At 68.5% G+C, this 13,596-nt stretch carries 7 protein-coding genes and 1 tRNA gene; 4 read left to right on the top strand and 4 right to left on the bottom strand.

The window, feature by feature from the left end; genetic code table 11:
- Nucleotides 1-18 precede the first annotated feature (18 nt).
- A complete protein-coding gene (locus tag EV652_RS04465) occupies nt 19-312 on the bottom strand; it encodes a hypothetical protein (RefSeq protein WP_132207614.1) in 294 nt (97 codons plus the stop codon).
- A 165-nt stretch (nt 313-477) separates the two neighbouring features.
- On the opposite strand from EV652_RS04465, the gene EV652_RS04460 reads away from it, so the two are divergent.
- The gene (locus EV652_RS04460; protein WP_132207613.1) at nt 478-4,758 is read left to right on the top strand and encodes an nSTAND1 domain-containing NTPase; all 4,281 of its coding nucleotides are present in this window, start codon (nt 478-480) and stop codon (nt 4,756-4,758) included.
- 247 nt (nt 4,759-5,005) lie between these two features.
- On the opposite strand, the gene EV652_RS04455 is transcribed toward EV652_RS04460, so the two are convergent.
- Nucleotides 5,006-5,079, bottom strand: a tRNA-Arg gene (locus EV652_RS04455).
- Between the two features lie 147 nt (nt 5,080-5,226).
- Between EV652_RS04455 and EV652_RS04450 the strand changes: the two genes are divergently transcribed.
- The 3 genes from EV652_RS04450 to EV652_RS04440 all read left to right on the top strand — a co-directional run bounded on the left by EV652_RS04450 (nt 5,227) and on the right by EV652_RS04440 (nt 12,032).
- The gene (locus tag EV652_RS04450) at nt 5,227-6,690 is read left to right on the top strand and encodes a PrsW family intramembrane metalloprotease (protein ID WP_132207612.1); all 1,464 of its coding nucleotides are present in this window, start codon (nt 5,227-5,229) and stop codon (nt 6,688-6,690) included.
- A gap of 90 nt (nt 6,691-6,780) precedes the next feature.
- The gene (locus tag EV652_RS04445; protein WP_132207611.1) at nt 6,781-10,356 is read left to right on the top strand and encodes an AAA family ATPase; all 3,576 of its coding nucleotides are present in this window, start codon (nt 6,781-6,783) and stop codon (nt 10,354-10,356) included.
- Complete coding sequence (locus tag EV652_RS04440; RefSeq protein ID WP_199237990.1) at nt 10,353-12,032, top strand: P-loop NTPase family protein; 1,680 nt, start codon at nt 10,353-10,355, stop codon at nt 12,030-12,032. Before EV652_RS04445 ends, EV652_RS04440 begins: the two co-directional genes overlap by 4 nt.
- A gap of 161 nt (nt 12,033-12,193) precedes the next feature.
- Here EV652_RS04440 and EV652_RS04435 read toward each other — a convergent pair whose 3' ends face one another.
- A complete protein-coding gene (locus EV652_RS04435) occupies nt 12,194-12,811 on the bottom strand; it encodes an SRPBCC family protein (protein WP_242001543.1) in 618 nt (205 codons plus the stop codon).
- Nucleotides 12,812-12,889: 78 nt separating this feature from the next.
- Nucleotides 12,890-13,447, bottom strand: a complete 558-nt coding sequence (locus EV652_RS04430; protein ID WP_132207610.1) for a single-stranded DNA-binding protein — start codon at nt 13,445-13,447, stop codon at nt 12,890-12,892.
- Between the last annotated feature and the right edge of the window lie 149 nt (nt 13,448-13,596).

Raw genomic sequence — 13,596 nt, 5'->3', positions numbered from 1 at the left:
CCGGTACGTCGTCGGCGATCAGGCGGGATGCGCCGTCGAGTGGTCGCGGCGGCGCTGGATGCCGGACGCGATCCCTAGACCTACGCCACCCAGTGCGATGCCGCCCAATGCACCGAGCGCGGCTGAACTCACGTCGACAGCGGGTTCCGGCTGCTCGGGCGCGGGGACGTACACGTCACCCGGCTCGGGTGAATATTGCGCCATCGCCGGCGCGGCGGTTGTCATGAAGGCGACGCTGACTGCGGCGCCTGCGGCCAACCGGGCGAGCCGGGTGGTCATGGACTGCTTCGTGGTGCGTACGGCGTTGGTCATGGCTTCCTCTCCTCTGTCGGCGGGACCTCCGTGGTCGACGATCCAGATGCGCCTCGAGGTGTTGGCACTGTTGTCGCGCGCGGCGGTATCGGGGCGGCGGACAGCGGTATCAGCGCGGTATCAGTCGCCTTGACGGGTGCCTGACAGTGGTGGACTGTCGAAAGCGTGGTTATCGCCGTACTCGGCCCACTAACCATCGAGGGGGAGTGGAGGAACCTCGCACGACGCGATCGCGTCGTCCTGGTTGCACTCGCAGTGCATCCGGGAGAGGTTGTCAGCGCTGGGGTGCTCGCTGACGCGCTGTGGGGAGAACGACCGCCCGCCTCGGCGGTCAAGGTGATCCAGGGCTGTGTGGTCCGGCTTCGGAAGTCGCTCGGCAGCCATTCGATCGAGACGTCACCGGACGGTTACCGGCTGACCATCCCGCACGACCAGATCGACAGTCAGCGCTTCGAGCGTGCGGTCGGACGGGCTGGTGCGCTGCTGGCGGCCGGCGAGGCAGAACGCGCGGCGGTCGTGCTGGCCGACGTACTGACGCTCTGGCGCGGCACGCCGTTCGAGGAGATCGCGGAGTGGGACAGCGCCCGGATCGAGCTGGCCCGGCTGACCGAACTACGGCAGCTCGCACAGGAGTTGTACATCGAGTCCGCGCTGCGGTCCGGCGGCCATGACGGGGTCCTGAGCCAGGCCAAGGCCTTGACCGCGGAGGCGCCGCTGCGTGAGCGGAGATGGGCCCTGCTCGCGACAGCGCAGTACCAGGCCGGCCGGCAGGGAGAGGCGCTGGAGACTCTGCGACGGCTGCGTGTGGTCCTCGACAACGAGCTCGGGCTCGACCCGAGCCCGGAGATCGACGCGCTCGAGCAGGCGATCCTGCGCCAGGATCCGGCGCTGTCGAGTCCGAGCGCTCTGCCGGAACCGAGCGCGGCCTGTCCGTACCAAGGGCTGAGGCCGTACGACGTGGACGACGCCGAACTGTTCTTCGGCCGGGACACCGAGGTCGCTGCCGGATTGCGGAAGCTGTCCGATCATTCGATCCTCGCTGTCGCCGGTCCGTCCGGTTGTGGCAAGTCCTCACTGATCCGAGCAGGCGTCGCCGCAGCGTTGCGTGCCGACGGCGGCCATGTCGTTGCGATCACGCCGGGGCTCCATCCGATGAAGGCGCTCACTGCCGCGCTGCCGGGCGTTGGGCCGCGGCCGACTCTGGTCGTCGATCAGTGCGAGGAGGTCTTCTCGCTGTGTCAGGACGAAGGCGAGCGGCGGGCCTTCTTGGCCCGGTTGACCGAGCACGCTACCGGTGCGGCCCTGATCCTGGCGTTCCGAGCCGACCGGCTCGCAGACATCTCCTCACATCCGGGCTTTGCCCATGCCATCGAAGAAGGGCTGCACCTGCTCACCGGTATGTCCGAAGCAGAGCTCCGAGCAGCGATCACCGAGCCCGCGCGACTCGCCTCCCTGATCGTCGAACCAGGACTGGTCGACCTGCTGGTGGCTGAGGCTGCGGGCCGGCCAGGCGCCTTGCCGCTGCTGTCCCACGCCCTGGCCGAGACCTGGCAACGCCGAGAAGGCCGGACCCTGACAGTCGCGGGCTACCGCGCGTCCGGAGGCATCCAGGGCGCAGTGGCGCAGTCGGCGGAGCAGGTCTACGCACAGCTCACCCCGGAGCAACGGCCGATGCTAAAGGCATTGCTGTTGCGTCTTGTGACGCCCGGGCCGGACGGTCAGCCCGTGCGCAGCCGGCTGCCGCGGCGTTCGGTCGTCACCGGCCCGGAGTCGGATCAGCTCGTGAACCTGCTGATCAGCGCCCGCCTGGTCACCAGCGACGACGGCGTCGTCGAACTGGCGCACGAGGCGCTCGCGCGAGCCTGGCCCCGACTGCGCGGCTGGCTCGACGACGACCTCGAAGGCCAGCAAATCCTCCACCACCTCACCCAGGTAGCCGACTCCTGGGATTCCCTGGGCCGCCCGGACAGCGAGCTGTACCGCGGCGTCCGCCTCGCGAAGGCATGGCAGTGGCGCGACCAGGCGGCCCCCGACCTGACCGCGACGGAACAAGATTTCCTCACCGCGAGCAAACAGCTCGCAGATGCGGAACTCCGTGCGGCCGAGAACCGGGCCAGGCATGAAGCCAGGATCAACCAGCGGCTCCGTGCCGCGCTCGCCCTGGCCGCCACCCTGCTGGTCGGTGCCTTGATCGCCGGCTTCCTGGCGGCCGGCCAGGCACAGCGAGCCGATCGCCAGGCGGCTGCAGCGGAACGGTCCGCGACGATCGCCGCGGCCGGCCGGGCCGGTGCGAAGGCCGTCGTACAGAGCGACATCGACACCTCACTCCTCCTCGCGGTGGCCGCGGTCCGGATGAACCCGTCGCCCGAGTCGCGAGCGAACTTGCTCGCAGCGCTCGCGAAACACCCGCAGCTGATCAGGTCCCTCGAGACCAAACGGGTGAATTCCTACGGCCTGGAGGTCAGCGCGGATGGACACCAGGCATTCATCTACACCGCGACGAACCATGTACTCAGCCACAACCTGACCACCGGAAACCCCATCGCCTCGTACGAGCCGCCGAACCGATCGGGTGGGGCACATCACCAGGACTTCCTGGGCCCGATGGCACTCAGCCCTGGCGGTCGGGTGCTCGCGGTCGGGACGCCGCCACCAACCACGGAACCAGTCCTGTTGCTCGATCCCACGACGCTCAAGCCGACCGGCAGCCGACTTCCGGGCTTTACCAAGACACTTGCTCGTGCGACGCACGTCGGGTACAGCCACGACGGACGCTCACTCGTAGCGATGATCCAGTACTACGGCAACGGCGCGACCAGCGACTTCAGCGCCGGTGCAGTGTTCGTCTGGACCATCACGCCTGGCGCTTCGCCCGCCTTGCGAAAGGTCATGCCGCTTCCAGCCGTAGCTGTTCAGGATGTCGTACTCAGTCCGGCCGGCGATCGGTTCTATCTGACGAAGCCGGTGGCCGCCTACGAAGTTGCCACCGGCAAGCAGCTCTGGTCGAGAGCCGATCTCGCCTTCGTCGACGCCGACGTCAGTCCCGACGGGAAGTCACTCGCACTCGCGTGGGAGGCCAAGGACACCTCCAGCGCCAAGTACAGAGATGTGCTGGTGCTCGACGCGTCGACGGGAGCAACTGTGCATCATTTGAGCAAGCACACGAGCGGACTCCGTCATGTGCGGTTCTCCCACACCGGCAAGTGGTTGGTGTCGACCGGAGCCGACTATCGCGTCGTGGTGTGGGACACCGCGAGCGGAAAGCCGTTGGAGGAGATGCGGATCCCTGACAGTGGCACTCTTACGGCAGGGTTCAGCCCGGATGACCATACGCTCTACACGTCGGGAGGCGATGGTGCCATCCGGAGCTGGGATCTGCCCGGGCGACATCGCTACGTCAGCTGGCAGCGGACCGCGCAGAACTTCCAGTCCGGATGTCGCGTTATTGCTCCCGGCGGGAGCCGCTACTTCCGGCTTCTCGATTACGATGCCGGCTACTTGGACCCGGGTCCGGCCGCCGGAGGCTTTGTCGACAGCGCCACCGGAAAGGTCGTCCGCTTCGATGCGAGCCAGATCGGCGTCTCGACACAATCCTGCGGCACCTGGCACCCGCATGGAGACAGGTTCGCGATGGGCGATTCGAACGGGAAGGTCTTTGTCGAGGATGCCCGGACAGGTCGCTTGCTGGCCAACCGGAAGGTGGCGGCCGCCAGTGTGCTGGATCTCGACTACAGCGGACTGGACGGCAGCCGCCTGGTCGTTGGTGACGAGTCCGGCCTCGCCAGGCTGCTGGATGGAGCCACGCTCCGCGAGCTCAGCAAGCCCGTTCAGGTTGGTGGTCCTGTCGCCTGGCTGTCGGCGAGCCCGGACAATCGGTCCGCCTTCGTGGTGATCGGAGGCCGCCACATCTCGGACCGGCTTGACGTTGACTCCAATCGTTGGGCGTTGGTCGACCTGATGGCGGGCCGGGTGGTCCGGCGTGGGAGCTTCTCGATGAGCGTCCCCAGCATCGTCGCATTCGCCCCGGACGGGACGCGGGTGGCCGTCGGCAGTGAGGAGGGAGAGGTGCTGATCGTGGATCCAGCGACCGGCAAGGACATCGCGGCACCGCAGCTCGTCCATCAAGGCTTTGTCAACGGGATCGCCTTCTCGCCCGACAGTTCGCTGCTGGTCTCGGCTGGCTTCGACGCCGGCGTGAGTCTCTTCGACGGCAAGACCGCGGCGTTGCTCGGCTCGATCGAGACGCCCCACCCGCACATGGTCACCGCCGATTTCCTGCCAGACGGCCACACTGTCGCGGTCGCCGCGTACGACGACGGCGTCTATCACTGGGACACCCGACCGGGGCACGCCGTCGACACCGCCTGCCGGATGGCTGGGCGCGATCTGACCGCAGCGGAGTGGCGGGAGAACTTCGGCGATCGGCGCTACACGAAGACTTGCTGAAGCGTGCGCAGCACCAGGCAGGGGGGGCGAGGGCCCAAGGAGCGCGCCACCAGACCAGGCCACGCTGCAGCTGACCTGGGGTTCTTGTCTGTCCGGGGCTATGCCTGTTTGCGGGTGACGGTGACGGGTCCCGGGTTCGCGGATGGGTGAGGATTCAGACGGTGCCGCTGCCGGGGTGTTCGAAAATCTGTTCCAGAGAGGAGCCAGGGCAGATGCCGCCGCCTGCATCTGCCCTGGTCACACGAGGCGCGCCCGGCAGGATTCGAACCTGCGACCAACGGATTAGAAGTCCGACGCTCTATCCAGCTGAGCTACGGGCGCGTGGCACGGAAGAGTCTCTCAGATGGGAGGTGGATCGTGCGCGTGGGTTACCGCTGGGCGGGTCGAAGTACAGGCTTGTCGTTCCATCCCGGTAACGCTGCGTGGGCGGTCCTGCCACCGGATCGGGTCTCCAACTAGGCTGCGGGCATGAGTTACCCCTCACCCGGCCCGGCCGGCTCGCCGCAACCCGCGGCGGGGTCGGCGTACTCGCCAGGCGGACCGTACCCGCAGCCGAACGTACTCGGCAGCCATCCGGTCCCCGGCCAGCGGCGCAACCAGGGCATCCTGATCGGCATCGTGATCGCGGTCGTGTTCGCGATCGCGGGCCTGGTGATCTTCAGCATCGTGGCGAAGTCGACCGGCACGGGAGGCTTCACCTGGGGGCTGGTCTTCGCGTTCGTCCCCGTCATCCCGGTGATCGCGCTGTATCTCTGGCTGGACCGCTACGAACCGGAGCCGACCAAGTACATCCTGTTCGCGCTCTGTTGGGGTGCTTTCATCGCGACACTGGTGGCACTGTTCATCAACACCAAGGTGTCCATGCTGCTGGAGGAGACCGGCAGTGGCGGCTTCCGGTCGGCCGTGTTCGTCGCGCCACCGGTGGAGGAGTTCGCGAAGGGGGCCGTGATCCTCCTGCTGGCGCTGATCCGGCGCAAGGAGTTCGACGGGATCATCGACGGACTGGTGTACGCCGGGATGGTGGGGGTCGGCTTCGCCTTCACCGAGAACATCCTCTACTACGGCCGCATCTTCAGTGAGCTCTCGCAGGAGGCCGGCAGCGACGCCGGCCTGCGTGGTGTGTTCGTACTGTTCTTCTTACGCGGCTTCCTCTCCCCGTTCGCGCATCCACTCTTCACCTCGTTCACCGCGATCGGGATCGGCATAGCGGTCAGACATCGAAGTACGGCGGTCCGCTACCTGGCCCCGCTCGTCGGCTTCCTCACCGCCGTACTGGCGCACGGCTTGTGGAACGCGGTCGCGAGCTGGGCCAACGGCACCGGCTTCCTGATGGCCTACCTGTTCCTGATGGTGCCGATCTTCATCGGCATGGTCGTCTTCGCCCTGGTGATGCGGTCCCGGGAAGGCAAGATGATCGCGTCCCGGCTGTACGACTACGTCCGATTCGGCTGGCTGGTCGCCCCCGACGTACCGCTGATCGCGACACTGCGCGGCCGCAAGGCGCTGCGGCAGAACGCGAAGCGGTACGGCGCCGAGGCCGAAGCGGCCGCGAAGGCGTTCCAGCAGAACGCGACCGACCTGGCCTACCTGCGGGACAAGATCGTCCGCCAGGTGATCGGACCGGACGCGCTGCAGACCGAGAAGCGGCTGCTCGACGAGCTGCGGGCCCGGCGCCCGAGCGTGCCGTTCCCGCCGATGCCTGCGTTCGCCCAGGCCGCACCTCAGTTCCCTGGGCCGGGCGGACCGCAGGGGCCGCCGCCTCCGGGGCCCACGGCACCGGGCGGTCCGCCGCCCGGTGGTTATCCGCCCGCTCAGGCGGGGTATCCCTCGGGTCAAGCCGGTTACCCAGTGAGCCAATCCGGTTACCCACCGGGACCCCCTGGTCAGCAAGGACCGCCGGGGGGATACGGTCCGTATCCACCATCGCAGTGACTGCCACCCGTCCACGCCGCCAAACGGGGATGACGATGACTTTGCTTCTGCGCTGTCCGACCGGGCACTCTGTGCTCGTGGGCGGACACCGTGGCTGACACCAGGTCAGCAGCTGGTGAGGGTTCGGAGCCGCGGGTTCCGGGCCGGGATCAGCCTGCCCAGGAGCTGGCGAACCTGATCGCCCAGTCGGATGCCAAAGGCAAAGGTTTCTGGCGCCGCCGGCGCCGCAAGTCCGCCAGTACGCCGGAAGCCCCGACCTCACCCCCTGGTACGACGCCCGCCGCCGACCCCGAGCCGAAGCCGACCGAGCCCACGCCCCAGGTAGACGCGGCGGCACCGGACACCACCGCTCAGACCCCCGAGGCGCAGTCGCCCGAAACTCAGACGCCCGAATCTCAGTCGTCCCAGGCTCAGACGTCCGAGGCCGGCGTCGAGGCGGCGCCCGAGGCGAAGGCGGAGGCCGAGAAGGCCGAGGAACCAACTGCCGACGGGACAGCAGACGCGTCGGCTGGTGAAGCTCAGGACGCCGAGTCCTCGGCGGCTGCCGACGTAGCAGCTGCCGAGGACGCTGCCACCACCGAGCAGCCTGCTGCCGAGGAATCAGCTGCCGGGCAGTCTGCCGCCGGACAGGGTGCCGGCGACGATTCGCCTGCCGAGGAAGTCTCTGCCGAGGGGTCCGCTGCTGACGCGCCTGCGGCGGAGAAGGCTGCCGCCGAGCCCGCCGAGGATGAGCCGTCACGCCGGACCGTGGGTGTCGTCTACGAGCCGGACGAGTCGCCGGACGGCTTCCCGCTGGAGTTCGGCAACATCATCGTCGGTCTGCCGAAGCAGTCGGGTGCAGCCAAACCCGCTACCGACGAGCCCGCCGAGTCCGCGGCTCAGGCAGAAGCCGACCCGACGTCGACATCGGCCGACCAGCCCGCGGAGGCCGCGGCTGAAGGCACTCCGGACGCTGCAGACGACGACGCACCTGAGCCCGCCCAGGCGGAAGCTGACACCTCTACCCAGGGCGAACCCGCAGACGAGCCCGCCGAGGCGCTACAGGAGCCTGCAGAGGCCGCCTCAGAGGCGTCCGACGAGACCAGCCCAGCTGACTCGGCCGAATCGACCCCGACCGGCGACGACGCCCAGCCGGGTCCGTCCGATGACGAAACCGCGTCCGAGCAGCCCGACGCGACACCTGAGTCCGCAGAAGCAGGGTCCACGGACGGCCAGCCCGAGGCCCCGGAGCAGCCCGACGAGCAGTCCGAGGCGGGACCTGAGTCCACAGAGGCGCAGCCAGCCGATGACCAGCCGGCTCCTATAGATGCCGAGGCCGCATCGGACGAGGCAGACAAGACACCTGAGCAGCCCGAGGCATCCGAGCAGTCCGAAACGGCTGAGCAGTCCGACGAGGCGCCTGCGCACGCCGGAGTAGCCTCCGGCAAGCCAGAGTCGGCAACCGAGCAGCCCGAGGGTGCTGACCAGGCTGAGGCGGCAGCAGAAGCTGACGCGACCTCCGAGCAAACCGAAGCGGCGGCCGACCAGTCCGACGGCCTGTCCGCATCCGAGGGTGCAGAGTCTGATGGTGACCAGCCTGCTGACGCAGAGGCTGAGGGCTCGACCGAGGAGGCGGGCGCGGCGGCTGACCAGTCTGAGCAGTCCGATGAGGGTTCTGCGTCCGAGGGCGCGGGGTCCGAGGGCGAGCAGTCGGCCGACGCGGAGGCTGAGGGCTCGGCCGAGGAGGCGGGCGCGGCGGCTGACCAGTCTGAGCAGTCCGATGAGGGTTCTGCGTCCGAGGGCGCGGAGTCTGATGGTGACGAGTCGGCTGACGCGGAGGCTGAGGGCTCGGCCGAGGAGGCGGGCGCGGCGGCTGAGCAGTCCGGTGCGGAGGGTGACGCGGCATCCGATGCGGAGCAGGGTGCTGAGGGGGAGGCTGCTGAGGAGCTGACTGCTGAGCAGATGGCTGAGCGGATGGCTGCTGAGCAGGCTGCGATGGCGTTGATTACGGCGCTGATGCGGTTGCGTGGGGCTGTGGCTGCTAGTCAGTTGCCGATTGATGTGGTGGGGGCCGACGAGGCTCGTCAGCAGCAGAAGGCGATGCTGGATCAGCTGGACGACTACATCCTGCCGCGGTTGGTACAGCTCGAGGCTCCGGTGCTCGCGGTCGTCGGCGGCTCGACCGGCGCGGGCAAGTCGACGCTGGTGAACACCATCATCGGCAAGGTCGTCAGCGAGCCCGGTGTGCTGCGTCCGACTACTCGCTCGCCCGTCCTGATCCACCACCCGGCCGACGCGGAGTGGTTCGCCGGCGATCGGGTGCTGCCTGGTATGGCGCGGTCGAGCGGCGACAGCCCGGGTGGAACGGAGGACCCGGGTCAGCTGCGGTTGGTTGCCGCCGACACCGTTCCGCAGGGTCTGGCGATCCTGGACGCTCCTGACATCGACTCGGTGGTCGAGGCGAACCGCGATCTCGCCACCCAGCTTCTGGCGGCAGCGGACCTCTGGCTGTTCGTCACCACGGCCGCCCGGTACGCCGACGCCGTCCCGTGGGACTTCCTGCAGAGTGCGTCCGACCGCAGTACGGCGGTCGCCGTGGTCCTGGACCGGGCGCCGGAAGACACCATCGACGACATCACCGGGCACCTCGCGCAGATGTTGCTCGAGCGTGGGCTGGGTGACTCGCCGCTGTTCTCGATCCGGGAGACGGTTGTCGACGGCAACGGCATGCTGCCGGCCGATACCGTTGCCTCGATCAAGGACTGGCTGATCGACCTGGCGGCTGACGCGGAGGCTCGCGCGGCGGTCGTCCGTCGTACCCTGCACGGCGCGGTCACGGCGATGGTCAAGAAGACGCCGGCGTTCGCGACCGCGGTCCGGGCGCAGGCCGAGACGATGATCGAGTTGCGGTCGACGGCGGAGACGGCGTACGACCGGGCCGTCAAGGACATCGCGAAGGCGACGCAGGACGGCACGCTGCTGCGCGGTGAGGTGCTGGCCCGCTGGCAGGAGTTCGTCGGCACCGGCGAACTGCTGAAGGGCCTGCAGACCAACGTCGGCCGGATGCGCGACAAGATGAAGGCGACGGTCGTCGGCAAGCCGCCCCCGACCCGGGATCTCAACGACGCGGTCGAGTCCGGGCTGGAGTCGTTGCTCCGCGAGCACGCGGAGGCGGCCGCCGAACGGGCCGAGGAGTCGTGGCAGTCCACGGCTCCGGGCCGCCAGTTGCTCGCCGCCGGCGACCGCGACCTGGGCCGGATGTCGAAGGACTTCCCGGCCGCGGCCGGTCGCGCGGTCCGCGACTGGCAGGGCTACGTGCTCGACCTGGTCCGCAAGGAGGGCGCCGACAAGCGCTCGACCGCGCGCATCCTTGCGTACGGCGTGAACGGCTTGGGCCTCTCGCTGATGGTGGTGATCTTCGCCAGTACGGCCGGGATCACCGGTGCCGAGGTGGGTGTGGGCGCGGGAACCGCCGTGGTGGGGCAGAAGTTGCTGGAGGCAGTCTTCGGCGATCAGGCCGTTCGGACGCTGGTGACCAAGGCTCGCGAAGATTTAGACGGTAGGGTTCATGCCCTGATGGATGCTGAATTCGCCCGCTATCTGGCTGTCCTCGACCAGCATCCGGTCGATCCCGAGGCGGCCAGGCAACTGACGGAGGCCGCGCGCGCGGTGGAGGACTGCACGTGACGGGAATTGTGGATACGGTCAAAGGCCTGGTGAGGGGCTCGACCGATGTCCTGACGAAGATCGAGGCACTGGAGGCGGCCGCGGAGGCCGGTCAGGGCCGGCTGGACCCGGTGGTACTCACCGAGGCCACGCAGATCGTGGAGCGGGCCGGGCATCGTCTCAGGATGTCCGGCGAGCTGACCGTGGTCGCGCTGGCCGGTGCGACGGGTTCCGGCAAGTCGTCGCTGTTCAACTCGATGACCGGGCTCGACCTGGCCGCGATCGGTACCCGCCGGCCGACGAGCTCGATGCCGCTCGCCTGCGTGTGGGGCGAGGAGCCAGCCGGCGAAGTGCTGAACTGGCTGGGAATCCCGCGGCGTCACCAGGTGCAGCACCGCAGCTCCCTGGAGGAAGCACAGTCGGAGGACCTGGACGGTCTGGTGCTGCTTGACCTGCCCGACCACGACTCGACCGAGGTCGAGCACCGGCTGATCGTCGACCGGCTTGTCGAGCTGGTCGACGTGCTCGTGTGGGTGGTCGATCCGCAGAAGTACGCCGACGCCGCGCTGCACAACCGGTACATCAAGCCCTTCGCCTCGCACTCCGGTGTGATGGTGTTCGCGCTGAACCACATCGACAAGCTCACGCCGGACCAGCGGAAGAGCTGCCTCAACGACCTCGACCGCCTGCTCAAGGCGGACGGCCTCAAGTCGCCGAACGTCGTGGCCACCTCTGCGGTGAGCGGCGACGGCCTGGACGAGTTGCGCGCCTTGCTGGTCAAGCGGGTCAACAACAAGCGGGCCGCGCGTGAACGGCTCGCCGCTGATGTCGATCGCGTGGCGGACCGGATGGCAAGCCAGTGTGGCAATGCCAAGACTCCGGAGATCGCCAAGAGCGACATCACCGAGCTCGTCGACGCGCTGTCCGACGCGAGTGGTGTCCCGGTCGTGGTCGATGCGGTACGCCGCTCCTACCAGCAGCGTGCTGGTGCCGCGACGGGCTGGCCGGTCACCAAGTGGCTCGGTCGGTTCCGGCCGGATCCGCTGCGACGGTTGCACCTGGATCAGGTGTCGAGGCAACAAGGCAAGGCGCTGCGCAAGTCGGCGTCCCACGAGGTCGCGATCGCGCGCTCTTCGTTGCCTGCGGCAACTCCGGTGCAGCGGGCCCGGATGGACACCGCCGTCCGCACCATCACCAACAAGGCCGCCGAAGGGCTGTCCCGCCCGTGGGCCGACTCCGTTCGCTCGGCGATCCGCCGCCGGGAGGAGTCGCTCGGCGACGAGCTCGACCAGGCAGTCGCCCGGACCGACCTCGGTGCGAGCAACAACCCGAGCTGGTGGAGTGCCATGCGGTTCATCCAGTGGGTGCTGTTCCTGGTGGCGCTCGGCGGTGGGCTCTGGCTGGCCGCGATGGCCGTGTTCGGCTTCCTGCAGTTGGATGATCCGCCGCTGCCGAAATGGAACGGCATCCCGTACGCCACGATCATGCTGGTCGGCGGCGCAATCCTGGGAGTCGGCGTCTCCTTCGCCTGCCGCCTCTTCGCCACCAGCGGAGCGGCGCGCCGCAGCCGGCTGGTCGCCAAGGCCCTCCGCACCGAACTGGAAAAGGTTGCCGACAGCCACGTTGTGGCGCCGGCGCGCGACGAGCTCGCTGCCTACACCACCTGCCGCGACAGCCTGGCCACCGCCCGCCGCTGAACCTCCACCCCGGTCGTCCACCTGCGGCAACCTGTGGGCAGTGGATGTGGTCAACGTCCGGCGACCAGGAGAGTGTGCCCGGTGGAGTGCCGATCGGGGAGTGCCCTGTGCAGGCGCACTCCCCGGCGGGACGTTCGTCGTTCTAGGGTCCTGCGCTCGGGTCAGACCTCTGCGTCGGGCGCGTACTGTGCCATGGAGATCTTGGCGGCTTCCGCGAGGTCGTCTTCTGAGGTGGTCCCGGAGGAGCGGATCGCTTCGATCCAGACGCGGACCGACTGCTCGTTGTACTTGATGACCTCGGGGGAGTCGGCCATCTCGACCGGGTTGGTGTTCTCGTCGAGTTCGCCGGCGACGTAGAGAGCAAGGCCGAGCAGGCCGCCGTCCCAGCCCGGGCCGACCCAGAGCGCTCCGGAGCCGCCAGGGGCCGGAGCTTCGCTCATCGAGTGCTCGAGCTCCAGCTCGGTCGAAGCCCCGGGGCCTGGGAGCAAACGGAGCTCGAGCAGGCTGGTCGGGCCGCCGAAGGTGACCTTGAACCGCTTGGGTGGTTCGCACTCCAGGATCTCGCCGCCGGCGTTGCCCTCCAGCTGGAAGGCGCCGCCGACCTTCAAGTCGCCGGTGACCGGCATGAACCAGCGGCGCATCCGCTCCGGATCCGTCAGGGCGTCCCAGAGCTCCTCGGGCTCGGCCCGGTACGACCGGCGCATCACGACGGTGACCGTCTCGCCGGTCCGGCTGACTTCGCGCTGAACCGCGTTGATGTGCTCGAGGATGTCGATCACGGCTGTTTCCCTCTCGTTTCCGGCTGTGGTGCAGCCCAGAATGCCGTTCTTGACTTATATAAGTCAAGACTGAGATAGTCATGCCGCCTCCGACTCCCGGGTGGTGGGGGAGAGCGGGATCGGAGCCGCGGTGTACTCATCGGCTGGGAACGGCGAAGCGGTCGCCTCGGCAGGGTCCGACGAAGGAGCGATGCCGAGCGCGCCGGGTGACGCCGCGGCCTCGGAGGCGGTTTCTCCGCCGACGGTGGCTGACGCGCTGGCTGGGCGCGGAGGGGTCTTGGTGAACGTCGTCGTACCTCGGGTGAGGTCGTGGCCGAGGGAGAAGGCCTCGAGGACGACGCGGCTGCGGGATTCGCCGGCTTCGTCGGTCCATTCGTGGGTTCGCAGCCGGCCGGTGACGATGACCGGCTGGCCGACATGCACCGAGTCGAAGGCGTTCTGGGCCAGGGCGCGCCAGCACTCGACGGTGAACCAGGTCGTGGGTTTGTCGACGTACGTGCCGAGGGTGCGGTCGTACTGTCGTGGTGTCGAGCCCATCCGGAACGTCGCGCGGGCCGTCTGCCCGCCGATCTCCTTGAAATCCGGGTCGCTGCCGACCCAGCCCTGCACGGTCACATAGGTCTCGCCGAGACTCATGGTGGTCACCCTTCCGTTCGATCGCGGATGCGCTGTCACCGGAGAAGATGCAGGCGACGCGGCGCGTTCCGTCGTACCGATTCCTGATCTGTGGACAACTGAGCGGACAGATTGGGTTCGGGTGGGGGCGAGCACATAGGCTCTGGGGT

This window comes from Kribbella steppae, from assembly GCF_004342025.1.
Classification (GTDB): Bacteria; Actinomycetota; Actinomycetes; order Propionibacteriales; family Kribbellaceae; genus Kribbella; species Kribbella steppae.
The sequence above is the reverse complement of the archived record's forward strand: the minus strand, read 5'-3'. Positions and strand labels throughout refer to the sequence as shown.